Raw genomic sequence first — 26,100 nt, forward strand, 5'->3', positions numbered from 1 at the left:
ATCTTGACGCCGTTGTTCAGGAAGCTCAGCTCGCGCAGGCGCTTGGCCAGGATGTCGTAGTGGAACTCGTTGTTCTGGGCAAAGATGTCCGTGTCGGGCAGGAAGTGGACTTCGGTGCCGCGCTTGTCGGTGTCGCCGATGATCTTCATCGGACTGGTCTCGAAGCCATCGCGCATTTCGATCACGCGGTCTTGCGGGATGCCCTTGCGGAATTCGATGTGATGCGCCTTGCCTTCGCGGCGCACCGTCAGGCGCAGCCATTTGGACAGCGCGTTCACGCAGGACACACCCACGCCGTGCAAGCCGCCAGACACCTTGTAGCTGTTCTGGTTGAACTTGCCGCCAGCGTGCAGTTCGGTCAGGGCGATTTCAGCGGCCGAGCGCTTGGGCTCGTGCTTGTCGTCCATCTTCACGCCGGTGGGGATGCCGCGGCCGTTGTCCGTCACCGAGATCGAGTTGTCGGTGTGGATGGTGACGACGATGTCATCGCAGTGGCCAGCCAGGGCTTCGTCGATGGAGTTGTCGACCACTTCGAACACGAGGTGGTGCAGACCGGTGCCGTCGGACGTGTCGCCGATGTACATGCCGGGGCGCTTGCGCACGGCTTCCAGACCTTCGAGGATCTGGATGCTGCCTTCGCCATAACCAGCTGCGATCTGGGCCTCGGTTTGCGCAACGGGTTGTTCAGGCTGCTGGTCGGGCTGTTGATCGGGTGTGGTGGCGTCGGTCATGGGTACAAGCGCTTGGTAAGGTTTGGACCAGCGATGTGGTTCCGCAAAATGGCCCCTAATAGGGACAGATCTCCCGGCATTTGACAATGCGGGACCCTCATTCTACCCCCTGCACCAGGGCCCTTCCGGCAGGCGGAAAACAGGTGTTTACCGGGATCTGCAAGGCCATCGCCCATGATTGCGCCAAGCAATGCACGCTTTTTCAACCTGTGAGATCAAGTTGCAAGCGAGCCGGTTCGAAAACGGAAGACGAACCACCACGCCCTCACGCGATGGATTTGCCTGAACCACCAACCGCAAGCGAAACGCCAGAAGACCCGAAAGCCAAAGTGCGTCGGGCTCAGCGTCTGCGCAAGAAGCGGCTGGGCATGTCCATCCTGTCCTACCTGATGTCATGCCTGGTGGTCGCCTTTTGCTGCTACCAGAAGCTCTTGCCCTGGGAGGCCTTGCAAGGCTTTGTGCTGGCCACCTTCGTGATCAACGCGGCCTTCTGGATCACCATCGATTCGGGCGCCAACCTGGCGTTCAAGGATCCCAGCATGACGGCCCTGCAAATGGTCGTGTCCGTGCTGCCGGCGGCCTGGGTCATGTACATCGAGGATTCAGGCCACGTCAGGGCGGTGTTTCTGCTGCTGTCCGTGGCGCCATCCATGTTTGGCGTGCTGGCGCTCAACACCCGCCAGTTCATGGTGGCCAATGGCCTGATCTTTCTGATCTACGGCGTGCTGATGACAGCCTTGTGGCGCTTCAAACCTCAGGTGCTGGACGGCCCCGTGGAAGTGCTGCAGAGCTTTGCCTTTTTCGTGGTGCTGTTCGAGATCACCATGATGGGTGGCTACATCCATCGCCTGCGAGACAAGCTTCACAAGCGCAATGCTGAACTGCACAAGGCCATGGAAGACCTGAACAACGCCATGTTCAAGATCGGCGACATGGCCATCAGAGACAGCCTGACGGGCAGCTACAACCGCCGCCATCTGCTGGACATGCTGAGCAAGGAAGCCTCAAGGGCCAACCGCGCCAAGAGCACCTTCAGCATTGCCCTGGTGAACGTGGACAACTTCCAGCAACTCAACGCGCAATATGGCGATCTGGCGGGGGACACCATGCTGTGCACCATCAGCAAGGAGATTGAATCCCGGCTGCGCAACATCGATGGATTCGGCCGCTATGGCGGCGGTGAGTTCCTCGTGATCCTGACGCAGAGCTCACTGGATGGCGCCCTGATCAAGGCAGAGCGAATCAGAGAGCAGGTCGAGAACCTGAGTTTCTCGGCCGGCAGCAGCACATGGCAAGCCACGGTATCTGTTGGCGTATCGGAGTTCCACTGCGGTGAAGACAGCGTTGAAGAGCTGATGGCACGCGCCAGTGCAGCCCTCAAGCGGGCCAAGACCACGGGCCACAACCAGGTGATCAGCGTGGTCGACGAAGCCGAACTCGGCTTCGACCAGGGCCTTAAATCCGCATTGGCATCACAACGTACTTGAAGCCTTCGTACTCGGGGTTGGTGATCAGCGCCGAGCTGTTCGAATCCTGCAGCGACACGGTGACCATGTCCTGGCTCATGTTGGCCAGCACGTCCATCAGGTAACCCACGTTGAAACCGATCTCGAAGCTGTCGCCGCCGTAATCGATGTCGAGTTCTTCCTTGGCTTCTTCCTGTTCGGCGTTACTCGAGGCAATGCCCAGCACGCCCGGTGCGAAGTTCAGGCGCACGCCCTTGAACTTTTCAGACGTCAGGATGGCCGCGCGTTGCAGCGAGGCCAGCAAGGTGGCGCGGCCCAGGGTGATGTGGTTCTTGTGGTTCTTGGGGATGACGCGGTTGTAGTCGGGGAACTTGCCCTCGACCAGCTTGGTCACGAATTCTAGACCACCGAAAGTGAACTTGGCCTGGTTGCCGGCAAAACGCATCTCGATGGTTTGTTCGGGCTCGCCTTCCTTGGCCTTGCCGTCGTCCTTGAGCAGGCGCTGCAGTTCCAGCACGGTCTTGCGCGGCAGGATGACTTCCTGCTTGGGCATGTCGACTTCGAGCGTGGCTTGCGACAGGGCCAGACGGTGGCCGTCGGTGGCCACCAGGGTCAGGGTCTTGCCTTCGGCCACAAACAGGATGCCGTTGAGGTAGTAACGGATGTCGTGCACGGCCATCGAGAAGTGCACCTGGCTGATCAGCATCTTCAGCGTCTTTTGCGGCACGCTGAAGGCGGGGCCGAAATCGGCGGCTTCCTGAACCAGGGGGAAATCTTCGGCAGGCAGGGTTTGCAGCGTGAAGCGGCTCTTGCCACCTTGCAGGGTCAGTTTGTTCTGATTGGCCGTGAGCGACACGATCTGATCGCCGGGCAGGCTCTTGAGGATGTCGCCAAGCTTTTTGGCGCCAACGGTGGTGGCGTAGTCGCCTTCATCACCGTCGAGTTGTGCCGTGGTGCGGATCTGGATTTCCAGGTCGCTGGTGATCAGCTCCAGCTGGCTGCCCGACTTCTTCAAAAGTACGTTCGCCAAGATGGGCAGGGTATGGCGTCTTTCGACGATACCGGCCACGGATTGCAGGGCGGCAAGAACTTTTTCTTGGGCTGCTTTCAACACAATCATCTTAGTCTTTCAAATTAGTCGTTGTAGTAGAGGACGACTTTTTCTGTGCACAACGCTATTTTGTCCTGATCCATCAAGGATTTAGGCCTCGTACAAGTCTGTGGATGGTACTGCTGTTCGATATGGGGACAACAGACAACAACTCTGGAAATACCCCAAGCCCTGTGGACAAGCCTCTGCTTGTTCAATTTTTGTCCACAAGTTTGTTGACTTGACAGCGGTGGTGATCACTGTCAGGACCTCTCAACAGGGCTGGAAGACGTCAAAAGGGCCGCAGTTGGGCTCGGATAAGGGTGTGAACAAAAAAAGGACAAGTGCCCTCTTATCCACAAGGCAGGCCGTTTTCGGGAAGTTGTTGTCTGTTGTCCCCAGGTCGCCAAGGCGCCTCGTCCACAGGCTTGTCCTTGCGCTAAATGCTTGATTCGCCATATAGAAATGGACTTGTCCACAGAAAAGGGCGCCCTCTACTACGACTAACACCTTTAAAAAGGAATACAGGTATGTGAAGAGAAGTCAGGGCGAAAAAAAGGAGGCTCTGGAAGCCTCCTTCTTGTTTGCCCGATCTGGCCGAAGCCGGGATCAACCTTTGAGCGTTTGCTCCAGCACGTGCAGTTGCTGGTTGAGCTCGGTGTCCTTGCCGCGCTCGCCCATGATCTTGCGCACGGCGTGCAGCACGGTGGTGTGGTCGCGGCCACCAAAGAGCTCGCCGATCTCGGGCAGGCTCTTTTGCGTCAGTTCCTTGGCCAGGTACATGGCGATCTGGCGCGGTTTGGCGATCGAGGCCGGGCGCTTTTTGCTGTACATGTCGGCGACCTTGATCTTGTAGAAGTCGGCCACCGTCTTCTGGATGTTCTCGACGCTGATCTGGCGGTTCTGGATGGACAGCAGGTCTTTCAGGGCTTCACGCGCCAGGGCGATCGTGATCTCCTTGTGGCTGAACTTGGCAAAGGCCAGCACCTTGCGCAGCGCGCCTTCGAGTTCACGCACGTTGGCACGCACGTTCTTGGCCACGAAGAAGGCGACGTCTTCGGGCATGTCGATGGCTTCCAGCGCGGCCTTCTTGATCAGAATCGCCACGCGCATTTCCAGCTCGGGTGGCTCGATGGCCACGGTCAGGCCGGAGTCAAAGCGCGAGGTCAGGCGTTCATCGATGTTGGCAAGACCTTTGGGATAGGTGTCGCTGGTCATGATGATGTGGGCCTTCTTGGCCAGCAGGGCTTCGAAAGCGTTGAAGAACTCTTCCTGCGTGCGGTCCTTGCCGGCGAAGAACTGCACATCGTCGATCAGCAGCAGATCGAGCTGGTGGTACTTGGCTTTGAGCTCATCAAACGTTTTGCGCTGGTAGTTCTTGACCACGTCGGAGATGAACTGCTCGGCATGCAGGTACAGGATGCGCGCATCGGGCTTGTCGGCCAGCAGGGCATTGCCCACGGCGTTCATCAAGTGGGTTTTACCGAGGCCCACGCCGCCGTAGATGAACAGCGGGTTGTACATGTGGCCGGGTGCACCCGCCACGTGCAGGGCGGCGGTGCGGGCCATCTGGTTGGCACGACCGGGCACCAGGTTGTCAAACGTGAGCGCCGGGTTCAGGCCCATGACCTGAGGCTGGCTGCGCGAACGGTTGGGCGCGGCGTCCTGGTATTGCGGCAGCGTGACCATGGCCGGGCCACCTTGCACGGGGGCCTGGCCTGCTTGATGACCGGTTGACTGTGGATAAGCCGCAGCCTGTTGCGGTGGCATCAGGGGCTGACCAGCGTTTGGCGCAAACTGGGCATTGGGCGGCAGGGCACGACCGGGCATGGCCATGCTGCCAGGTGGGCGCAGTGCCGGGCCAGCCTGCATGGGCATGGCGGCGCGTGCAGCCTGGGCGATGTCCAGACGGACTTCGCTGCCGTTTAACTCGGTGAGGATGCTTTCCAGGCGGGCGCTGTATTGAGTGCGGATCCAGTCCAGCATAAAGCGGTTGGGTACGCGCACGCTGACGCAGGTCACGCCCTCGGCGTGGATGACTTCTGCCGGTGGCAGGGGGCGGATCCAGGTGTTGAACTGCTGTTCAGGCAGTTCCATGGCCAGGCGCTCGCAGGTGCGCTGCCAGAGGCTGGCCAGATCGGCGGGAGAGGTAGATGCGGCCGCAGCCGCCAGGTGGGCGGATGCAGGCAATTCGGCGGCACTCATTTGTGGACAAGTCCTTCCTTGGGACGCGAATTCTAAGCGCGCCGGGGCCCGGAATTGACAGGTTATCCACAGATTTTTACCCAGGGTCAAAACACGTCACAGAGAACTGGCCCGCAGACCGAAAACATGGGGCATTGACCAAACGGACAAAAGCTGGTGTAATCGCGGGTTCTCCGGTCGTGTACCGGCTGGATTCCTGTTGGCAATTGCATCAACAGGTTAGAAACACAAGACTTGAGCCGCGGCTTACCTTGAGAGATCTTGAAGAGATCTTGAGCGTTGCGGCCTCATGAAGGACCATCATGAAACGCACTTATCAACCTTCCAAGACCCGCCGCGCCCGTACCCATGGTTTCCTGGTGCGCATGAAGACCAAGGGTGGCCGCAAGGTCATCAACTCGCGTCGCGCCAAGGGCCGCAAGCGTCTGGCCCTGTAATACAGGCTGCTGACGCTGGCTGTGCGTGATCTGGCTGCAAGCCAGGTGGCGCGCATGTCGGCCATGGTCCAGCCTGGGTGTCGATCAGACATGATCCACCTGGTGCTGGCGTGAATGAAGCCGGGTCAACGTTCATCGTGCCCGGCTTTGTTTCGACTTCGATCTCCTCATACCGTGCGTCCACCGAGTCTGAAAGCGGCTGATTTTCAGAGGGCTTTGGGCTCGCGTCCGGTTTCGCGCACGCCCCACTTCGTGTTGCACCTGCTGCCTCGTGTGCCGCAGGTTTTGTCACGTCTGGCTGATGCTGAATTGGCGGAATCCGCCAAGTTGTCAACAGGCGAGGGTGCGGACACCAACATGCTTGTGGATGACTTTGTCACAGACTTGCCCTCCAACGGGGTAACAGGCGGCCAGCTGGCCTGGCGCCTGGGTCTGGTGCTGCCTAAAAAACAGGCGAAACGTTCGGTCACCCGATCGCTGATGCGCCATCAGGCACGTGAGGCGCTGCGGCGTCATGCGCCGGCTGTGCTGGCGCAAGGCCGCTACGGTGCGGAAGTCGATGGTTGGGTGGTGCGGCTGCGCGCGCCTTTTGACCGCAAGCTGTTTCCCAGTGCCGCCTCAGATGTCTTGAAAGCGCTGGTGCGCCAGGAGCTCGACGAACTGTGGTTGCGCCTGGCTGCGCCCGCATCTGCGGGGGGACGATCGGCGACGGAATCTGCGCCCAAGCCCGCCCGCGACGCCCGAGGTGCGGCATGATGCGCGCTGCGCTGTGTCGTGCCGTGAATGCGGTGCTGATGGGCGTGGTGCGTGGCTACCGTTTCTTTCTCAGCCCCTGGCTGGGATCGGCCTGTCGTTTCACCCCTACTTGTTCCCTCTACGCGCTGCAGGCGCTGGAGCGCCATGGTCCGGCCGCCGGTTCCTACCTGGCCGCCAGGCGTCTGCTGCGTTGTCACCCGGGCTGCCCTGGTGGCCATGATCCGGTGCCCGATGTGGCACCGCGTCTGTTTTCCCGTTATTGCAACCCCTCGTCGGATTCAACTCGCTCATGAATGATCTGCGTCGCACCCTGCTGTGGTCGGTCTTTGCCGTCTCACTGCTGATGTTGTGGGATGGCTGGCTGCGTCACAGCGGTCAACCTTCCTTGTTCGAACCTGCTTCTGCTCCCAGCGCTGTGGTGGCGCCCGGCGCTTCGGGTGCCGATGCCGCCGTGCCGCAGGCCAGCACGCAACTGGCTTCGGCCGGTGGTGTACCTGTCGCTGCAGCGCAGGCTGCATCTGGTGCATCGGCGGTGGTGCCTGCTCAGAGCGAGCGCCTCACCATCACGACCGATGTGGTCAAGGCCACGATCGACACGCTGGGCGGCAGCCTGGTGAAGGTCGAGTTGCTCAAGCATCAGGACCAGGACAACCATGAACAAAATATGGTGGTGCTGGACCAGACGGCCACGCACACTTATGTGGCGCAGTCCGGCCTGATCGGTTCGAACGCGGCAGAAGGTGCGCTGCCCACGCACAAGACGCCGTTCACCGTGCTGAGCACCGAACGCACGCTGGCTGATGGCGCCAATGAACTGGCCGTCAAGCTGGAATCTGCGCCCATCAATGGCGTCAAACTGGTCAAGATTTACACCTTCAAGCGTGGCAATTACGCCATCGATGTGAAGCAGGAGGTGGTCAATGCCTCGGCGGCGGCCATCAAGCCTCAGCTTTACATGCAGCTGCAACGTGACGGCTCGGAGCCCAAGTCCATCGAAGGACCGGCAGCCATGGGCGGCCCTGTGGCCTACACCGGCATGGCGGTCTACAACGAGAAGGGCAAGTACCAGAAGGCCGACTTCAAGAGCATTGAAGAAGGCAAGGTCGAGTTCGAGAAGGTGGATGACAACGGCTGGGTGGCCATGGTTCAGCACCACTTTGCGTCAGCCTGGTTGCAAAACGACAAGATCGCCCGCGAGTTCTTTGTTCAGAAGGTGGGCACCAATTTGTATGCCACGGGCATGTTGTTCCCCTTGGGTGACATCGCCGCAGGGCAAAGCAAGTCTTTTGACGCCAAGCTGTTCGTTGGCCCTCAGGAAGAGAACAAGCTCAAAGAGCTGGCTCCTGGCCTGGAGTACACCAAGGACTACGGCTGTACCCACGTCATGGCCGCACCGCTGTTCTGGCTGCTCGACAAGCTGCACAGCCTGCTCGGCAACTGGGGTTGGGCGATCGTGGCGCTGGTGGTGCTGTTGAAGGCGGTGTTCTACCCGCTCAATGCCAGTGCCTACCGTTCGATGGGCAAGATGAAGGCCCTCAATCCACGCATCCAGGCCATGCGTGAGAACCTGAAGGACGACCAGGCCAAGATGCAGCAGGAGATGCTGAAGATCTACCGCGAAGAGAAGGTCAACCCGATCGGCGGCTGCCTGCCCATCCTGATTCAGATCCCGGTGTTCATCGCCTTGTACTCGGTGCTGTCCTCGTCGGTTGAAATCCGCAATGCACCCTGGATCGGCTGGATCACCGACCTGTCGGTGAAGGATCCGTTCTTCGTGCTGCCCGCGCTGATGACGGCCTCCACCCTGCTGCAGACCTGGTTGAACCCGACGCCGCCGGACCCCATTCAGGCCAAGATGATGTGGATCATGCCGCTGCTGTTCAGTGTGATGTTCTTCTTCGTCCCGGCTGGCCTGGTGTTGTACTGGCTGACCAACAACGTGCTGTCGATTGCCCAGCAGTGGATGATCAACAAGCAGTTGGGCATCACGAACTAAACAGGTTCAACACCCCTTCAAGACAAAACCGCCTGCGCTTCACAGCCAGGCGGTTTTTTCATGGGTGTTTGGAGAGTAAAAACTGAGACCTTGGGTACGCACCTCCGCTCATGTCCCCCGGATCAGGCTTTGCCTGATCCTCCTCCTTTACTTCGCTGCGGTGCACACCCAAGGTCTCAGTTTTGACGTGAGGTGGAGGCGGAGGTCAATCGCGCGACTGGCGCTTGAGGATCATGGCCGCCACCAGCACAGTGGCCACGGTCAGGGGCCAGACGGAAGAGGTGTCAGCGCCGGCTTCAACGCCAAGTTGCAGGTAGTCGTTGATGAGGTCCAGCATGGTGCAATCCTTTCAGTGTCGCGATATGTCAATGGTGCAATGCAACATTGATGCCATATTCGGATCAGAAGGTGACACGGGCGTGAAAAGACAAACGCACCGACATGAGCCATTCATGTCGGTGCGTGATGACGAGAAACAGTGCTGAAGCTGGAACTCAGGCGGTACGTGGGAAAGAGCCGCTGGGGGAAGAGGTGGTCTGGGCGGCTGCGGCCGGCCCTGTCGCGTGGCCAGGACCGCCGGCTTGCTGGGCTTCCAGCGCCAATTGGTCGGCTTTCATCTTCTTCCACTTCCAGGGAATGAAGAACTGACCCCAGTAGGCGTGCACGGGGTAGTAGTGCTCGTTGAACAAACCCATCTTCGCAGGGCGAACCTGGCCTTGCGGGCGGTAGACGAAGGTACCGAACAGGTGATCCCACAGCATGAAGACGCTGTAGTTCTTGGCCTCTTCGATTTTGTTGGAGTGGTGCCAGCGGTGCTGCTCGTTGGTGCCGATGATGTAGTTGAGCGGGCCGAAGCTGAAGGCCACGTTCATGTGCGTGATGGTGGCCAGCACGCTGCCGATCACGCCGCTGAGGATGAAGGCTTCCTGGCTGACGCCGGTCTGGAAGGTCACGAAGATGGGGACCAGGCGTCGCCAGATCAGATCAAGTGGATGGGCGCGGCTGGCATTGAGCACGCTCAGGCGGTGCGCGCAGTGGTGCACGCTGTGCAGGCGCCAGAAGAAGTCGATCTCGTGGCCCATGCGGTGGGTGACGTAGAACATGAAGTCGAACGTCATGTAGGCGATGGTGACCTGCGCCCAGAAGGGCAGGTTGTGGGCAGCCATGCTCTCAGGCAGCAAGCCGTACTTGAACAGCAGGCCGGAGCCCGTCAAGGCCACCAGGGTGTGGATGAAGAAATTCTGGAAGGCGGTGATGGCCATCAGCACGCCGTTGTGCAGCCAGTCGTTGAGGACCTCGCCCTTTTCGAAGTCATTGGACTGCTCGGGCCACACGTACTGCATCACCGTGGCGATCACATAGTAGGGGCCCAGGAAGTGGGTAAAGATCTTGTCGGGCTCGAAGTTGAAATGCAGCACGGTATAGATACCGAGCGCCACCGAGCCAAACAAAAACAACCAGCTTGAAAAACGCTTCAACATAAATGCATCCCGTAATGCGATGCGAGGTTAGGGGCGGGGGCTGCCCGCGTCATCGGGGTTTGTGCCCAAACTCCCGCAGGTGAGGGTGCCAACAAGAGACAATCGGGGCAACTTGTTGATTCAAGGCAATGTCCCCGTCCGATTTGGAGGGGTTTGGCAAGCTTGGAAGGTGTGGATCGATGTCCTGGCGTGAGCGCAATGTCCCTATCGTGGCTGTGGCCACTGCTTCTGGCCGCGGTGCCGTGGGCATCGTGCGGGTGTCCGGCAAAGGGCTGCAGCCACTGATTCAGGCTGTGTGCGGGCGTGAACTGCAGCCTCGCATGGCCACTTACGGGCCCTTCAAGGATGCGCACGGTGAAGCGCTGGACCAGGGTCTGGCGATCTTCTTCCCGGGGCCACACAGCTACACGGGCGAAGACGTGCTGGAACTGCAAGGCCACGGTGGCCCGGTGGTGATGCAGCTCTTGCTGGCGCGCTGCCTGGAGGCGGCGGCCGAGCTGGACCCGGCGACCGAGCGCGCCCGCCTGCCCGGCTTGCGCCTGGCCGAGCCGGGTGAGTTCACCCAGCGCGCCTTCCTCAATGACAAGATCGACCTGGCCCAGGCCGAGGCCATTGCCGACCTGATTGACGCCAGCACGGAAGCGGCCGCCCGCTCGGCCACGCGCTCCCTGGGTGGGGTGTTTTCCAGAGAGATCGAAGCCTTGCGCGATCAGTTGATCAACTTGCGCATGCTGGTCGAAGCGACGCTGGACTTCCCGGAAGAGGAAATCGACTTTCTCGAAAAGGCCGATGCCCGTGGGCGGCTGAACCGGGTGGCCGCCACGCTGGATGGCGTGCTGGGGCAGGCCCGCCAGGGTGCCTTGTTGCGCGAGGGCCTGCAGGTGGTGCTGGCCGGCCAGCCCAACGCGGGCAAGAGTTCACTGCTCAATGCCCTGGCCGGGGCGGAGCTGGCCATCGTCACCCCGATCGCGGGCACCACCCGTGACAAGGTCAGCGAGACGATTCAGATCGAAGGTGTGCCCCTGCACGTGATCGATACCGCCGGCTTGCGCGCCGACCATGAGGCGTCTGACGAGGTCGAGCGCATCGGCATGGCGCGCAGCTGGGAGGCCATCGGGCAGGCCGATGCCGTGCTCTTCCTGCATGACCTGACCCGCATGGCCGAGCCGGCCTATGTCCAGGCAGATGCCGATATCGCCCGGCGCCTGCCTGAAGGCGTGCCCGTGGTGCATGTGTTCAACAAGGCGGATGCGGTGGCCGTGGATCCCTCCGCGCTGCAGTCCCAGGCCCAGCCTGAGGGGCCGCTGCTGGCCTTGTCGGCGCGCACGGGTGATGGCCTGCAGGCCCTGCGCCAGACCCTGCTGCAGATTGCCGGCTGGCAGGCGGCCCAGGAGGGCGTGTTCATCGCCCGCCAGCGCCATGTGCAGGCCTTGCGCCTGGCGCGTGAGCATCTGGAGATGGCACAGGCCCACGCCGCCTTGAGCGACGGTGCCCTGGATCTGCTGGCCGAGGAACTGCGCCTGGCGCACAACGCCCTGGGCACCATCACCGGCGCATTCTCGGCCGATGACCTTTTGGGTGAAATATTCACGCGTTTTTGCATTGGCAAGTGATCTGCCTGACGCGGCTGGGCGCTCACGTGGTATGACTGTCCATCTTGCAAATGGGTTGAGCTCGTCATGGCCAGACAACAAATCAGTCGGTTGGCTTCAAAAGCTGCCCACCGCCAGGCCTTGATGCATTAAATTCAGAAACTTGCGCTGCAGGGCGTCGATTGAGCGAGCGAACTTGAGGCACCGATGGATTCCACAGCACTGATTCAGGCGATTCAGACGCTCAACACGGAAGATGCATTCCGTCCGCGTCTGGATCCCCAGCAATGGCGGACCTTCTGTCAGTACTTGACACGTCACGAGTTGCGATCGGGTGACCTGCTGGTCAAGCAGAGTGACCACGACCGCACGGTGTACTTCCTCGGTCAAGGCTCTCTGCAGGTGTTCGTCACCGGCGCCACGCCAGGGGCATCGCGCATTGCGATCCTGCGGCCGGGCTCCATCTGTGGCGAGCCGGGTCTGTTTGCCGATGGGCCGCGCATGGCCAATGTCGAGGCGATGACACCGTGTGTGATCTACGCCTTGCGCTTGCCCCGGTTTGAAGAGCTGGCCGCCCGTGTGCCTTCGGTGGCCGTGGAAGTGGTGAGGGCTGCGGGTTCGGTCATGGCCCAGCGCATGCGCGCGAACATGACCCGTCAGATCCCGTCGGCCTGACAGGCGCTGGTCGCTTGCAGGTTCGTGTCGGGTGCCGTGCCAGACATAAGAACAAGAATTGAACAGTGGAGTTTTTCGTCAATGTCAGTGAGCTCAGGTTTGCGCCGACCAACCATTCTGGTGGCCGACGATTCCCCTCAGAACATCGAATTGCTGTCCAAGGTGCTGGGGCAGGATTACCGCATCAAGGTGGCCACATCGGGTGAGAAAGCCCTGGCCATCGCGTATTCCGACGAGCCGCCTGATCTCATCTTGCTGGACATCATGATGCCGGACCTCAGCGGGCACGAGGTGTGCCGCCGCATCAAGGCCAATCCGGATCGCCGCCGCATTCCCATCATCTTCGTGACGGCCATGAGCACGGTCGAAGATGAAAGCCTGGGCCTGAGCCTGGGCGCCGTGGACTACATCACCAAGCCCATCAGCCCGCCGCTGGTGCAGGCTAGAGTGCGCACGCACCTGGCCTTGTACGACCAGTCTCGCGAGCTGGAGCGCATGGTGGCACAGCGCACCAGCGAGCTGGTGGCCACGCGCCAGCAGATCATCCGACGCCTGGGCCGCGCCGCCGAGTTCAAGGACAACGAGACTGGCAACCATGTGATCCGCATGAGCCACATCTGCCGCCTGATCGCGCAGCAGGCCGGGCTGGGGCCCGAGGCCGTGCAACTGCTGTTCCAGACAGCCGCCATGCACGATGTGGGCAAGATCGGCATCTCCGATCAGATCCTGCTCAAGCCCGGTCCGCTCAATCCGGAGGAGCGCAAGGCCATTCGCCAGCATCCCCAGATGGGCGCTGACATCATCGGTCGTCATGACAACGAGTTGCTGGCCACGGCCCGCACGATCGCATTGACCCACCATGAGCGCTGGGATGGCGCAGGTTATCCGCAAGGCCTCAAGGGCGAGCAGATTCCGCTGTTTGGCCGCATTGTGGCCATCGCCGATGTGTTCGATGCCTTGATGAACCGCCGGCCTTACAAGGAAGCCATGAGCGCCTCGCAGGCTCTGGCCGTGATGGCCGAGGAGCGTGCCGGGGCCTTTGATCCGACCTTGCTGGATTGCTTCTTCCAGCAGCAGTTCGAGATCTTGCGCATCATGGATCTGTACTCCGAAGAGCGCGGCGCCGTGGCCGAGATGGTCAACTGAGTCTGGAGGGCCCGGCCATGGCCGGGTTCAGGCCTGTACGGTGATGCGCTGCAGGGATTTGCCTGCCTGATCGAAGTCATAGCGTTCCAGGGCGCGTTGCAACTCGCCTACCTGGGGATGCTGGCGCAGTGATGCGCGGGCATGCAGCAGGTCGTGCAGCAGCTCCCTGGCTTGCGCATCGTTGTCTTCAATCAGCGTGCGCAAGCGCAGCCAGAATGGCCTCAGGGCTTCATCGTCCAGGCTGGCTTGTTGCTGTTCGATCACGTCAGCGCGTGGCTTGTTGAGACGGTCGATATCGGCCAGCACGGCTTGCAGGGCGTCCAGCGTCTTGGCGAGCTGGGCGTGCACCTGGGCGCGGTTGTGTTCAGGCGTTTCATCCGCAATCTTGCTCTGCATGAGGGCTTCCAGTTGGGTGACGTCTTGAAGCAGCCTGGTGGCGCCGATATTGCCGGCCAGGCCCTTGAGGGTGTGAGTCAGCAGCAGGGCGGCCTCCTCGTCGGGTGCGGCCGTCAGTTGCGCCGCGAAATCGTGCTGGGTCTTGGCAAAGCCCTTGAGCAGGCGCAGGTACAGGTCCATGTTGCCCATGCAGCGAGACAGGCCGTCGGCCGTGTCCAGGCTGCCGAGGTGGCCTGCCGGTTGTGCGTCTGTGTCAATGGCTGGTGTGGCTGAGGTGGCGGTGGGCGAGGCCATGGCTTGGTCGGGTCGGGGGGGCACGGCAGGCTGGGCTGGGCTGATCCAGCGCGCCATGATGGTGAACATCTGGCCCAGGTCCAGGGGTTTGGTGATGTGGTCGTTCATGCCGCAACCCAGGACGCGTTCGCGATCCGCGGCCATGGCACTGGCGGTCATGGCGATCACGGGCAGGCTGTGCCATTCGGGGCGTGCACGGATGCGCTCGGTGGCGGTGTAGCCATCCATCACGGGCATCTGGCAGTCCATCAGCACACCGTCAAAGGGACCTTCAGCGGCGAGCCTGTCGAGGCACTCCTGGCCGTTGGCGGCGGTGACCACGCTCAGGCCGGCGCGCTGCAACAGATCGCAGGCGAGCTCCTGGTTCATGGGTTGGTCTTCCACCAGCAACACGCGCGCACCGGCGAGATGGCGCTGGGCCTGCTTGAGCACGCGGCTGGTGTTGCCGGAGACGATGGGCGCCGCGCTGGTCTTGCCCAGTACGCGAGAGAGCGTCTCCAGCAAGGTAGAGGGCGTGACCGGTTTGTTGATGACGCCAGACAGGCCCACGCCATCCGCTGCCTTCAGGGCTTCTTCGCGCGCGAAGGCGGTGACCAGCAGCACGCATGGCCGTTGCTCCGGCGGAATGGACAAGGCATGGCGCGCAAAGGCGATGCCGTCCATGCCGGGCATCTTCCAGTCGGTCAGCAGGATCTGGTGAGGCTGCCCTGCGGCCTGTGCCGATTGCATGCGGGCCAGTGCAGCCTCGCCGCTTTCTGCCGCTTCGACATCCAGGCCTAGCCGGCGCGCCATGTCGCCCAGCACCTCGCGTGCGGTGGCGTTGTCATCCACCAGCAGCAGGCGTTTGCCTTGCAGTTCGGTCGCGGTGAGGGCGCGCGGTGGGCTTGATTGCTGTTGCAGGCCAAAGCGTGCGGTGAAGTGGAAGGTCGAGCCCTTGCCCGGCTGGCTGTTGACCCAGATGCGCCCGTTCATCATCTCCACGAGCTGGCGCGAGATGGTCAGGCCCAGGCCGGTGCCACCGTATTGACGGGTGGTGGAGTTGTCACCCTGGGTGAAGGGCAGGAACAGGCGCTCGATCTGCTCGGGGTTCATGCCGATGCCGCTGTCGCGCACCCAGAAGTGCAGCACGACATCGGAAGGATCCAGGCGCTGTACTTCGCAGCCGATCACGATCTCGCCGTGGCTGGTGAACTTGATCGCATTGGTGCCCAGGTTGATGAGGATCTGGCCCAGGCGGATGGGGTCGCCGATCAGGGCGGTGGGGATGTCGGGGGGGGCCGTGAACAGGAGCTCCAGGCGCTTCTCTTCGGCACGCATGCCCAGCACATCGGCCATGTTGCTGATGACGCTTTCAAGCTGGAAGTCGGTGTACTCCAGTTCCAGCTTGCCGGATTCAATCTTGGACACATCCAGCACATCGTTGAGGATCTGCAGCAGGTTGCTGGCAGCACGGTGGGCCTTGTCCACGTAGTTGCGCGCCTTGGGCGGCAACTCGTCCATCAGCGCCAGGTGTGTCATGCCCATGATGGCGTTCATGGGCGTGCGGATCTCGTGCGACATATTGGCCAGGAAGCGGCTCTTGGCGTGCGTGGCGGCCTCCGAGGCCTGCTTGGCGTTGCGCAGGGCGGCTTCGGTCTGCTTGCGCGCGGTGATGTCCTGCACGATGCCGCAGAATTGCTTGCGCCCATCATGCTCGAAGGGGATGAGCACCACCTCGGCATCGAAGGCTTCGCCATCAAGCCGGGTATGACGCCACTCCATGGTTTCCGCCTGGCCGGTTTGCGAGGCGCGTTGCAGGATGTCCAGCGAGTCTGCCTTCTGAATGAAGCCGGCTGGGGACAAAGGCGGCTTGGAGGGCAGCAAGCCCAACAGGGCCTGTTCGCTGTCGCCGCCGAAGAGCTCGACCGCGCGCGGGTTGCAGCGGGTGATGCCCTGGTCCAGGCTGTAGAAGATGAAGGCCACGGGCGCGTGCGTGAACACGGCCTGCGAGCGGGCTTCCGTGTCCTTGCGCGCGGTGACATCGGACCAGTAACCGTTATAGGTGCGGGTGCCATCGCCGTGCGTGAGGCACTGGCTGTCACAGCGGATCCAGCGGCGTGTGCCGTGGTGGTTCAGTGCAAACTCGACGGCGCCCGTTGGTGGCTGGATGGCGCCACTTTGCCCCGCAACGCCGTGCATGAGCTGCCAGGCTTGCTGGGGATCATTCATGAGGATGTCCCGTGGGATGCCCAGCAGTTTTTCTGCACCTTCTCCGATGAAGGTGAAATGGCCGCTGCCACGCACGGGCTGGCGATAGCAGAACACGGTCAGGGGCAGGGCGTGGGCCATGTCCGACAGGTCTTGCTTGGCGCGCACCAAGGCGTTCTGGCGGGTCTGTCGTTGGGCACGCATGGTGAGCAACCAGTAGCCGGTGATCAAGGCCAGGGCACAGGCGATGGACCAGCGCACGATGATGGGGGTTTCGCTACTGAGGGGCACCAAGGCCCAGGCCGTCAGGCTGCCGTAGTCCAGGGGTAGGGATACGGCCATGAAACGCCCGTCGGGCCGATCGACCAGGGGCACAGTGCGGTCACCCACGCGCAGCATGTCGATGTGCCAACCCAGGTCCTTCGGGGCTTGCAGGTAGCGCTTCTGTGCGGTCTCGTTGTCGATGGATTGAGGGCCTTGCAGCTCGCTGCGGCTGAGCATCAGCTGACTCTGGTTGCCCAGCACGATCACGCCGTATTCATCGGTGGCGAACACGGGTGACGTGACATGTCGAAACAGCTTGGAGAGATAGGCCGATTCGTACTGGGCCACGACCACGCCGGTGCCCAGTTCATCGTCCGTGACGCGGGCGGAGAAGTAAAACCCAGGTGTCTTGCTGATGCGGTTGACGCCAAACTGAAAGCCGGAGTTGGTTTCAATGGCACTGGTGAAATGACGCTGCGCACGAAAGCTGGCACCCAGGCTGCTGTCCTTGTTGGGTGCGCTGGCGTCGGCAATCACCGTGCCGTAGCGGTCGAGCAGGAAGAGTTGATCGACGTTGAAGTTCAGTGCCAGGTGAGCGAGAGCCTTGCTGGCTTCGACATGACGCGGGCTCTTGAGCAACTGCGCTTTGATGGCGTCTCGGTTGGCGTCGGTGACGCTTTGGCTGTCGGGCAGTGCGGCCTCACGCAGCAGCGCTTTCAGCTCTTTCTGGTTGCTGAACGCGGCAGGCAGGACGGACAAAAGGTGGAAGGTGCTTTTGACACTTTCCCTCAACGCGGCGAGTTGGGCCTCGAATGTGGCCAATTGATCTTGCCGATGGGTTTCGATGTCTTGATGGATGCGCCAGCTGCCACTGGCTGCCACCAGCGCGGTCCACAATAGGGCTGCCTTCCATAAACCGGGGTTGGTCCGGAGGCTGGCCATGTAGCCTTGCGCTTGTTCGCGTGGCGAGTGAGGCTCGGTGGACCCGTCGTCCATGCAAGGTGTCTCCTGTTTGGCGATGACGCCGTGGGAATGCCCAGCGACCAATGGGCACTGAGTGTGCACGGACTTGGGGGTTCAGCCTAGGGGGGTTATGCGGTCAATGCGGCGGAATGTTGGCCTTTGTGCAACAGGTCGGCCTGTAAGAAAACCTCGTGTCTTGTTGGTCAGGGCCTCAGGCTCAGGGGGCAAAGATCACCTTGACTGACGCGTCCAGGGCTGACTTGTCGATCACACCCACGATGTTGGGGTTATGGGCGATCAGCTTCTTGGTTTCCGTCGAGTCTTTCACCTCTTTCGGCGCATTGCCTGTGCCGGTAAAGACCAGGCGCGACCAAGTGGATCGCGCTTGAGAGTCGGTTTTATCCAGAACCATGGACAGAAACTCGTCTCGCAGCGGCCCTGATTCGATGATGGCGGTGATGGCCGGGTTGCCGTTGGGAAAGGCTCTGATTTTGCCCAGAAAGAGATCGGTAACTTGTTTCTGGGTCAAGGTGCTTACGTCGCTCTTGGCGCTGGCGACAACCACAACATCCGCCTGACTGTCTGGTACCAAGGTAGCCCATGCCAATGTCAATGCCATTGCCTTGAATTGCAGATTTTTGATCATGGCGGCCCCCCCTTGTTAGAACACGAAGTCAAGGTTGAGGGTGATCACGTTCACCTGACCTTTATCTTTGTCGAACTCATTGAGCGAGCCTCCTGCTGTAGGTGGACTGATCACCCCGGCAGTCGAGTTGGGAAAGGTGGATGTCAACATGGTGTAGTCAAGCTTCAGCGCCACCTTGGGTGCGAAATCCCAGCGAACTCCCAGGCCCCATTCTTTGCGCGTAGCGTTGCCGAACAACACTTTTTCGTTGGAGGTGGCCACGTACGGGGCCGTGCCAGTCAAGCCGGGGTGATCTGCGATGGTCATTTCGCCGTATCGAAGATAGGGCGTCCAGGCGTCCCAGCGTCTGGATGTTTGTACGTACCAGCCTTTGGTGTCCGGTACGGCCAGCGAGTTGCCCAAGCGCGTCGTGAACTCCGCTTGCACCGCATAGGCCTCATGCTCGTAAAGCATGCCTGCCGTCAACATCTTGACTTTGATGCCTGACAGCGGCGTTCGTTCGGCAATGACGCTCGTGCAGTTGTCACAAGCGGGCGATGTGCGGCTACGAAGGAAGTCGTACGACGCCATGTAGGTGGGCGTCAGGGTGAGATCAAGGTCGAAATGGGTATAGCCAACACGGCCTGTCCAGTCGCCATGGGTGGCCTTGAGTGCGCCCCCAAACACCTTGTTGATTCTGTACGCGCCCGATGCCGTCGCCACAGAGGTTTTGCCGTACAGACCCGTCCACGTCAGGTCCGTGTTGCCCAGGTGCTGATCCCAGCTGACGGTTGAGCCATCCAGATTGGTGATGGGGTTGAGCCCGTACATGACCTGAAAGGGCCGCACGGCAGTCTGGGCGTAACCCAGGTTGCGCGCATCCGAGATCATGAACAGCGGCGCGACGACCCGGCCGAGCTTGATATGGAGATCTGGTGATGCAGCCCAACCCAGATAGGCCCATTCGGTCAGAGGCCGCCAACTGCCATCGTAGGTCGTGCCATCGATCTTCTTGTGTGAGACCAGTTGCACAACGCCTTTGAGCTGACCGGTAGGATTGACCGTGCCTTGTACGGCCAAGATGGTGTCGCCATCCATGCGGATGTCGCCTTCAGAGCCAGCGCGTGCGCGGTTATCGGCCTTGTAGCGCACGTTGTCCGTGTCGGACTGGTATGCCCCTATGGTGCCAAACCCGGCCACGCTGAGCCAATCGCCGAAGTCATACCCCGCGTGCGCGGCCGAGGAGCTGAGCAAGCCCGCCGCTGTCATCAGGGTCACCAAGGCCCGTTTGTTCATTGACCATCTCCTGAAAGATGAACCCCTGATGGAGGGCCCCGGAGTTTGATGGTTGTTCGGCTGATTGGTGGTGTGATCCCGTGGTTCCGGGAATTGACCACCGCCGAAATTCCATATACGAGGAAATGAGGGCTCAGCCTTTGAGCAAGAGGCTTTCCGCTCTGGAGAGGTCCTGGGGTCTGCCGGAAAGCACCAGGGTGTCGCCCACGTGCAGGATCAGCTCGCCACCGGGCACCACGACCTGGCCTTCGGCGCGCCGCACAGACACCACCGCCACGCGAGTGTCTTTCTGGTCCAGGCTGGCAGCCAGTGTGTGCCCGATGCAGGCCGAATCCGCCGTGAGGGTGACCGACAGCAGGCGCTGCAGTTCCAGTTCATCCACGCTGTCGTCATCTGCACCGTGGAAGTAGCCGCGCAGCAGGCCGTAGCGGGCCACACGCTGGTCCTGCACCATGCGGATCACGCGGCGCATGGGCACACCCACCAGCGCCAGCGCCTGCGAGGCCAGCATCAGCGAGCCTTCGATGGCCTCGGGCACGATCACGGTGGCGCCTGCGCCTTGCAACTCATCGAGGCTGCTGTCGTCGATGGTGCGCACCACCACCGGCACGCTGGGTGCATGGTCGTGCACCAGGTGCAGGATCTTCTTGGCCGACGGGGTGTTGGGGTAGGTCACCACCACGGCCGAAGCGCGTGACAGGCCGGCGGCCACCAGGCTTTGCAGGCGGGTGGCGTCCCCGAACACGACGTGGTGGCCGGCTGCGGCGGCCTGGCGCACGCGATCGGGATCGAGGTCCAGTGCCATGTAGGGAATCTTTTCCTGCTCCAGCAGGCGAGCCAGGTTCTGACCACTGCGCCCGTAGCCGCAGATCAGCACGTGCTTTTCGGTGTTGATGGCCTTGGTCGCGATCTTGGTCATGGCCAGCGATTGCATCAGCCAGTCGGTGGACGACACGCGCATCACGATGCGGTTGCTGTACATGATGATGAGCGGTGTGGCCAGCATGGACAGCACCATGGCGGCCAGCAAGGGGCTTTCGACCTGATGGGGGATGAGCTTCTGAGCCGAGGCGAGCGACAGCAGCACGAAGCCGAATTCGCCGGCTTGTGCCAGGTACAGGCCCGTGCGCAGGGCCACGCCGGTGCTGGCACCAAACAGTTTGGCCAGGGTGGTGATCAGGCCGAGCTTGAACAGCAAGGGGCCGGTGGCCAGCATCAGCACGAGCGCCCATTGTTCGTACAGGCTGTGCCAATCCAGCTTCATGCCGATGGTGATGAAGAACAGGCCCAGCAGCACGTCGTGGAAGGGGCGGATGTCGGTCTCCACCTGGTGCTTGTATTCGGTCTCGGCGATCAGCATGCCGGCGACAAAGGCGCCCAGTGCCAGCGACAGGCCGAAGTGCTCGGTCAGCCAGGACAGCCCCAGCGTGACCAACAGCAGGTTGAGCATGAACAGCTCTTCGCTCTTGCGGCGGGCCACCAGATTGAGCCACCAGTGCATGATCTTTTGCCCGCCCGCCAGCAGCACGATCAGCAGGCCCGCGGCCTTGATGCCGGCCAGCATCAGCGTGCGGGTCATCTCCGAGGCGGAATCGCCCAGGGCAGGGATCAGCACCAGCAGCGGCACCACGGCCAGATCCTGGAACAGCAAGATGCCGATCACGCGGCGCCCGTGTTCGCTTTCCAGCTCCAGCCGGTCGGCCATCATCTTGACCACGATGGCGGTGCTGCTCATGGCCAGCGCGCCGCCCAGGGCAATCGCGCTTTGCCAGTTGATGCCCCAGCCCAGCAGGCCACCGTGGTGGCCCATATAGCTGAGCACGGCGCTTAAGGCCAGATGCCCGATCAGGGTGGCGACAATCGTCAGGCCCACCTGGCTGAAGCCCAGCCCGAACACCAGCGAGCGCATGCTCTTGAGTTTGGGCAGGTTGAACTCCAGCCCGATCACGAACATCAGGAAGACCACACCGAATTCGGCGAGATACTGCACGCCTGCCGAATCCTTGGCCAGAGCCAGTGCGTTGGGACCGATCACCACGCCGACCGCCAGGTAGCCCAGCATGGGAGGCAGTTTCATCAGACGGCACAACACCACACCGATCACGGCGGCAAACAGATACAGCAGTGTCAGATCGAGCGTGGTGGCCATAGAGTCCCTAGAATCTCTTGATCCTACCCGGGGTCGCTGCCAAATGTTCAAATCCGCAGCGCTTCGTTGACTTCTCCTTACTTCATGTCAGCCCAATCACACCCTCAAGACGCCGTTGTAGCGCTGGCCCGTCAGGCCTTTGACATCGAGGCGCGTGCCTTGCTCGATCTGCGCGAGCGCCTGCAAGGCGAGGCGGGCGCAGCCTTCACCCAGGCGGTGGACGCGATGCTGGCCTGCCAGGGCCGCGTGGTGGTGATGGGCATGGGCAAGAGCGGGCACGTGGGCCGCAAGATCACGGCCACACTGGCCTCGACCGGTACACCGGCCATGTTCGTGCACCCGGCGGAAGCGCACCATGGCGATCTGGGCATGGTCCAACCTGGCGATGTGGTGCTGGCCATTTCCAATTCGGGCGAGAGCGAAGAGCTCACCGCCTTGCTGCCCGTCATCAAGCGCCTGGGCGTGCGCCTGCTGGCCATGACGGGGCGCCCTGGCTCTTCCCTGGCGCGCCATGCCGACATCGTGCTGGATTGCGCCGTGGCCCAGGAGGCCTGCCCGCTCAACCTGGCCCCGACCGCCAGTACCACGGCCCAGATGGCCCTGGGTGATGCGCTGGCCGTGGTGCTGCTGGAGCTGCGCGGCTTCAAGGCCGAGGACTTTGCCCGCTCCCACCCCGGTGGCTCGTTGGGCCGCAAGCTGCTGACCCATCTGCGCGACGTGATGCGCGCCGGTGATGCCGTGCCGCGCGTCAAGCCAGACGCCAGCTTTGGCGAGGTGATGCGAGAGATGAGCGCCAAGGGCCTGGGCTCGACCGCCGTGGTCGATGAGGCCGGCCGCATCCTGGGCGTGTTCACCGACGGTGACCTGCGCCGCAAGATCGAAGCGGGCATCGACCTGCGCGCCAACACCGCCGCAGAGCTGATGACGCCTTCACCACGCACCATCCGCGATGATGTGCTGGCGGCCGAGGCCGTGTCCCTGATGGAGGCCTATCGCATCACGACCTTGCTGGTGGTGGACGGGCAGGGCGTGCTGGTGGGCGCCGTCAATACCAACGATCTGATGCGTGCAAAGGTGATCTGATGCGAGCCCTGGTCTCTACCATGAACTTCTCGGTGGCCTTGCGCCATCACGCCATGAGCATCCGTGCGGCCATCTTTGACGTGGATGGCGTGTTGACCGACGGCACGCTCTATATCAGCGAGGCAGGCGAGACGCTCAAGGCCTTCCATGCCCTGGATGGCCACGGCCTGAAGTTGCTGGCCCAAGGCGGCATCACCCCGATCGTGATCACCGGTCGCGACTCGCCAGCCGTGCGTCGTCGTCTGAAAGACCTGGGCGTGACGCAAGCCGTCTTCGGTGCGCATGACAAGCTTGCTGCGGCAGAGCCGATTCGCACGGCCCTGGGCCTGCGCTGGGACCAGATCGCGGTGATGGGTGATGACTGGCCTGATCTGCCCTTGCTGGCGCGAGCCGGTCTGGCGGTGGCGCCCGCCAATGCGCACGCCGAGGTCAAGGCGGTTGCTCACCATGTCAGTGCTTTGCGTGGTGGCGAGGGCGCGGCACGTGAATGCTGCGATCTGCTGTTGTGGGCCACGGGCCATTACGAGCGCCTGCTGCACAGCCATCTGCAAACCCTGGACACGACGTCCGACGGGGCCCGCACATGAACCAGCGCTGGTGGCTCTGGCTGGAGCGCGCGCAGGCCACAGTGCCTTTGCTGGCGGTGGCGGGCCTGGCTGGTTTCAGCTGGTGGCTGGTGCAGTCCTCACCCAAGTTTGGCGGCGATGCGCGGTCTGCGCAGACATCGTCATCGCCGGATTTCGTCCTGGACAAGGCCCGGGTCGCGCGGTTCAATGCGCAAGGGCGCATCGAGGCGGTGCTGGATGGGGCGCAAATGCGGCACTATGCCGATACCGATCGGCTGCAGATCGACCAACTGGTATTGTCTGCCCGTGATGACAAGGGCACGGGGCTCAAGGCCAGCTCGCTGTCGGGAGAGGCTGATCACAAGGCGGAGTTGGTGACGCTCAATGGTGGTGCGCGCGTGACCGCCTTGCCCGCTGCCGATCAGGGCTTGGGCCCGCGCAATCGCCCCGTGTACTTTGAGGGTGAAATCCTGCGCATTGACACCCGCACGCGCGTGGTGTCGTCCAGCGAACCCGTGCGCCTGCGACAGCAGGGCAGTGAGGTGCGTGGCCAGAACCTGCGCTATGACGATCGCACCGGCATCACCGATCTGGGCGGCCGTGTGCATGGGCACTACGACGCGCCATGATGGCCGAGGCCTCCCGCAGGTTGATTTTCATCACTGGCGCGTCCAGCGGCATCGGGCAGGCGCTCGCGACAAGGTACTTGCAGGCCGGCTGGCGTGTCGCCCTGGTGGCCCGTCGTGTGGCTGAGATGCGCGAATGGGCGTCGTCACAGGGTTGGCCGGTCAGCCAATGGGCGGTGTATGAAGCCGATGTGCGCGACGAGGCCGCCATCGCTGCGGCGGCACAGGCCTGCATGGAGAGTCAGGGCTTGCCGGATGTGGTGGTGGCCAATGCGGGCATCAGCATCGGCGTGGACCTCAGCCTGGCGGAAGACCTCACGGTCCTGCGGGACCTGATGGACACCAATGTCATCGGCCTGGCCGCCACCTTCCAGCCTTTCATCTCGGCGATGAAATTGCGCGGCCACGGCACCCTGGTGGGCGTGGCCAGCGTGGCGGCGATTCGTGGCATGCCTGGGCACGCGGGCTATTGCGCGGCCAAGGCCGCCGTGGTGCAGATGTGCGAGACCTTGCGCGGCGAGTTGCGCGCACACGGTGTGCGTGTGGTGACCTTGGCGCCTGGCTACATTGACACGCCCTTGACGCGGGCCAATCAGTACCCCATGCCCTTTTTGATGAAGGCCGAGGCTTTTGCCGATCAGGCTTTCACAGCGATCGGGCAGGGTGTGCGCTGGCGCGTCATCCCATGGCCGATGGGCCTGGTGACGATGCTGCTGCGCTGGATGCCGCGCTGGCTGTTCGATGCCATTGCGGGCTCACAGCAGCATCGCAAGAAGCAGCGTCGTCAATAACCAAGCAGCGGTGGGCAGATGGTCAGTCGTGGCCGTGCCCATGACCGTGGCCTCGCCCACGGCCGTGTCCGTGGCCGCGGTCTCCGTCCCGATCGTCACGGTCGTATCTGCGGCGGTCGTCACGGTCATAGCGGTCGTGATCACGGCGATCCCAGTCGCGGCGATCATCGCGGTCGCGATGGTCCGCTTCACGCACGAAGTACACGGGTTGTCCGCAGGCGCGGTACTGCCCACAGTAGCGTGCCCAGTTTTTGGAGTGGCCAGGGGGCACGCGCATGTAGATCGGTCGCTGGTGCACGGCAACCGGGGCTTGATGGATGATGACCGGTTGCGGATAGATCAGCATGGGCGGTTGCTCGCCGATGTCAATGCGGCCATAAAAACCGGGTTGCGCCACATTGATGCTGACGCCCACGTTGGTGGAGCCGGCCAGGGCACTCTGGCTGGCGATGACGGCCAGGCCGAGAAGGCTCAGTGCGCGACGGAGGGAGGTGTAAGACGATGACATGAGTGCAATCCTGCTGGGTGGCGCACATGGCGCTGGACGAGCATGCCATTTTGCCTGCACCACAAAGAGGCCTGGTTTCGACATGTGTCCGCGAGGTGCCCATGCAAGCGAATCAAGCGCCCATGAAAAAAGGCGACGCCGTGTGGCATCGCCTTCCTTGGTACTTTTGGGATTTGTCAGGCCCGAGGGGTTCAGGCCTGCGTGTCCGATCAGTAGCCGCCGCCGTAGCCGCCGCCGTCGCCACCACGGCCACCGCCGTAGCCGCCACCGCCTTCACGACGGCCACCGCCGCCGTAGCCGCCGCCGCCGCCTTCACGACGACCGCCGCCGCCACCACCGTAGCCGCCGCCACCGCCTTCACGACGGCCGCCACCGAAGCCGCCACCGCCGCCGCCACCACCAGCGCCGCCGCCACCGTAGGGGCTACGGAAACCAGCAGGACGCTCTTCACGTGGGCGAGCCTCGTTCACAACCACGGCGCGACCAGCCACAGGCTGACCGTTCAGGCCGTTGATCGCAGCTTGCGCTTCTGCATCGTTGCTCATTTCAACAAAACCGAAGCCCTTGGAGCGGCCGGTTTCGCGGTCCATCATGACCTTGGCGGAGCTCACGGCTCCATATTGCGAGAAAGCATCCTGCAGATCCTGATCGCGCACGCTGTAGGCGAGATTGCCCACGTAAAGTTTGTTGCCCACGAGAGAGCCCCTTTCAAAGTAACCATGTGGAGCTTCAACCCATCAGGACCCATTCCAACGACGGTGCCGCTTCCAGACACAG

Annotated in this window: 23 protein-coding genes; 12 read left to right on the plus strand and 11 right to left on the minus strand. The window is 62.1% G+C overall.

Translation table 11 applies throughout. The features are described from left to right. Positions 1-731 (minus strand): ATP-binding protein (locus tag HY836_RS06025; RefSeq protein ID WP_290674554.1); only part of this gene is annotated, 731 nt, incomplete at its 3' end. A gap of 272 nt (positions 732-1,003) precedes the next feature. Between HY836_RS06025 and HY836_RS06030 the strand changes: the two genes are divergently transcribed. Further along, positions 1,004-2,218, plus strand: coding sequence for a GGDEF domain-containing protein (locus tag HY836_RS06030; RefSeq protein WP_290674556.1), 1,215 nt, complete (start codon positions 1,004-1,006; stop codon positions 2,216-2,218). On the opposite strand, the gene dnaN is transcribed toward HY836_RS06030, so the two are convergent. Together dnaN and dnaA are read right to left on the minus strand one after the other, a co-directional pair. Then, positions 2,187-3,317 (minus strand): DNA polymerase III subunit beta, encoded by a 1,131-nt coding sequence (gene dnaN / locus HY836_RS06035; protein WP_290674558.1) that lies wholly within the window; start codon positions 3,315-3,317, stop codon positions 2,187-2,189. The two genes, HY836_RS06030 and dnaN, sit on opposite strands and share 32 nt — an antisense overlap. Positions 3,318-3,896: 579 nt before the next feature. Then, entirely contained in the window at positions 3,897-5,492 is a 1,596-nt protein-coding gene (dnaA, locus tag HY836_RS06040) for a chromosomal replication initiator protein DnaA (RefSeq protein ID WP_290674560.1), read from the minus strand. 302 nt (positions 5,493-5,794) lie between these two features. On the opposite strand from dnaA, the gene rpmH reads away from it, so the two are divergent. The 4 genes from rpmH (at position 5,795) to yidC (ending at position 8,681) form a co-directional block, all read left to right on the plus strand. After that, positions 5,795-5,929, plus strand: a complete 135-nt coding sequence (gene rpmH / locus HY836_RS06045; RefSeq protein WP_290645662.1) for a 50S ribosomal protein L34 — start codon at positions 5,795-5,797, stop codon at positions 5,927-5,929. A 114-nt stretch (positions 5,930-6,043) separates the two neighbouring features. Then, positions 6,044-6,685 carry a ribonuclease P protein component gene (locus tag HY836_RS06050; protein ID WP_290674562.1) on the plus strand — a complete coding sequence of 214 codons (642 nt, stop codon included), beginning with the start codon at positions 6,044-6,046 and terminating at the stop codon, positions 6,683-6,685. Continuing rightward, entirely contained in the window at positions 6,685-6,978 is a 294-nt protein-coding gene (gene yidD, locus HY836_RS06055) for a membrane protein insertion efficiency factor YidD (RefSeq protein ID WP_290674564.1), read from the plus strand. The genes HY836_RS06050 and yidD overlap by 1 nt, the downstream gene beginning before the upstream one ends. Beyond that, positions 6,975-8,681 carry a membrane protein insertase YidC gene (gene yidC, locus HY836_RS06060; protein WP_290674566.1) on the plus strand — a complete coding sequence of 569 codons (1,707 nt, stop codon included), beginning with the start codon at positions 6,975-6,977 and terminating at the stop codon, positions 8,679-8,681. Before yidD ends, yidC begins: the two co-directional genes overlap by 4 nt. 205 nt (positions 8,682-8,886) lie before the next feature. On the opposite strand, the gene HY836_RS06065 is transcribed toward yidC, so the two are convergent. Then, a complete protein-coding gene (locus HY836_RS06065; protein WP_290674568.1) occupies positions 8,887-9,018 on the minus strand; it encodes a hypothetical protein in 132 nt (43 codons plus the stop codon). Between the two features lie 157 nt (positions 9,019-9,175). Further along, positions 9,176-10,162 (minus strand): sterol desaturase family protein, encoded by a 987-nt coding sequence (locus HY836_RS06070; protein WP_290674570.1) that lies wholly within the window; start codon positions 10,160-10,162, stop codon positions 9,176-9,178. Positions 10,163-10,341: 179 nt separating this feature from the next. Between HY836_RS06070 and mnmE the strand changes: the two genes are divergently transcribed. From mnmE to HY836_RS06085, 3 genes are all read left to right on the plus strand, one after another. Beyond that, the gene (gene mnmE, locus HY836_RS06075) at positions 10,342-11,775 is read left to right on the plus strand and encodes a tRNA uridine-5-carboxymethylaminomethyl(34) synthesis GTPase MnmE (RefSeq protein WP_290674572.1); all 1,434 of its coding nucleotides are present in this window, start codon (positions 10,342-10,344) and stop codon (positions 11,773-11,775) included. A gap of 186 nt (positions 11,776-11,961) precedes the next feature. Next, a complete protein-coding gene (locus tag HY836_RS06080; RefSeq protein WP_290645420.1) occupies positions 11,962-12,429 on the plus strand; it encodes a cyclic nucleotide-binding domain-containing protein in 468 nt (155 codons plus the stop codon). 81 nt (positions 12,430-12,510) lie between these two features. Further along, positions 12,511-13,575 (plus strand): HD domain-containing phosphohydrolase, encoded by a 1,065-nt coding sequence (locus tag HY836_RS06085; RefSeq protein WP_290674574.1) that lies wholly within the window; start codon positions 12,511-12,513, stop codon positions 13,573-13,575. A gap of 27 nt (positions 13,576-13,602) precedes the next feature. On the opposite strand, the gene HY836_RS06090 is transcribed toward HY836_RS06085, so the two are convergent. The 4 genes from HY836_RS06090 to HY836_RS06105 form a co-directional block, all read right to left on the minus strand. Continuing rightward, positions 13,603-17,712, minus strand: coding sequence for a response regulator (locus HY836_RS06090; RefSeq protein WP_290674576.1), 4,110 nt, complete (start codon positions 17,710-17,712; stop codon positions 13,603-13,605). 184 nt (positions 17,713-17,896) lie between these two features. Continuing rightward, positions 17,897-18,325, minus strand: a complete 429-nt coding sequence (locus tag HY836_RS06095; RefSeq protein ID WP_290674578.1) for a phosphate ABC transporter substrate-binding protein — start codon at positions 18,323-18,325, stop codon at positions 17,897-17,899. Positions 18,326-18,340: 15 nt separating this feature from the next. Further along, a complete protein-coding gene (locus HY836_RS06100; RefSeq protein ID WP_290674580.1) occupies positions 18,341-19,600 on the minus strand; it encodes a hypothetical protein in 1,260 nt (419 codons plus the stop codon). 133 nt (positions 19,601-19,733) lie between these two features. Further along, complete coding sequence (locus HY836_RS06105) at positions 19,734-21,749, minus strand: monovalent cation:proton antiporter family protein (protein WP_290674582.1); 2,016 nt, start codon at positions 21,747-21,749, stop codon at positions 19,734-19,736. Positions 21,750-21,833: 84 nt separating this feature from the next. On the opposite strand from HY836_RS06105, the gene HY836_RS06110 reads away from it, so the two are divergent. Genes HY836_RS06110 through HY836_RS06125 form a run of 4 tightly spaced genes read left to right on the plus strand, consistent with a single transcriptional unit; the run spans position 21,834 to position 24,815 of the window. Beyond that, entirely contained in the window at positions 21,834-22,832 is a 999-nt protein-coding gene (locus HY836_RS06110) for a KpsF/GutQ family sugar-phosphate isomerase (protein ID WP_290674584.1), read from the plus strand. Then, positions 22,832-23,419, plus strand: a complete 588-nt coding sequence (locus tag HY836_RS06115; RefSeq protein ID WP_290674586.1) for an HAD family hydrolase — start codon at positions 22,832-22,834, stop codon at positions 23,417-23,419. The genes HY836_RS06110 and HY836_RS06115 overlap by 1 nt, the downstream gene beginning before the upstream one ends. Then, a complete protein-coding gene (lptC, locus tag HY836_RS06120; protein WP_290674588.1) occupies positions 23,416-24,027 on the plus strand; it encodes an LPS export ABC transporter periplasmic protein LptC in 612 nt (203 codons plus the stop codon). Before HY836_RS06115 ends, lptC begins: the two co-directional genes overlap by 4 nt. Beyond that, on the plus strand, positions 24,027-24,815 hold the full coding sequence (locus tag HY836_RS06125) for an SDR family oxidoreductase (protein ID WP_290674590.1): 789 nt from the start codon (positions 24,027-24,029) through the stop codon (positions 24,813-24,815). The genes lptC and HY836_RS06125 overlap by 1 nt, the downstream gene beginning before the upstream one ends. Before the next feature lie 22 nt (positions 24,816-24,837). Here the strand turns inward: HY836_RS06125 and HY836_RS06130 are convergent, their stop codons facing one another. Together HY836_RS06130 and HY836_RS06135 are read right to left on the minus strand one after the other, a co-directional pair. Then, positions 24,838-25,323 (minus strand): hypothetical protein, encoded by a 486-nt coding sequence (locus HY836_RS06130; RefSeq protein WP_290674592.1) that lies wholly within the window; start codon positions 25,321-25,323, stop codon positions 24,838-24,840. Between the two features lie 209 nt (positions 25,324-25,532). Then, a complete protein-coding gene (locus HY836_RS06135; RefSeq protein ID WP_290674594.1) occupies positions 25,533-26,018 on the minus strand; it encodes an RNA-binding protein in 486 nt (161 codons plus the stop codon). Positions 26,019-26,100 lie beyond the last annotated feature (82 nt).

It is taken from the genome of Aquabacterium sp., from assembly GCF_016234775.1.
Taxonomy (GTDB): Bacteria; Pseudomonadota; Gammaproteobacteria; order Burkholderiales; family Burkholderiaceae_C; genus Aquabacterium.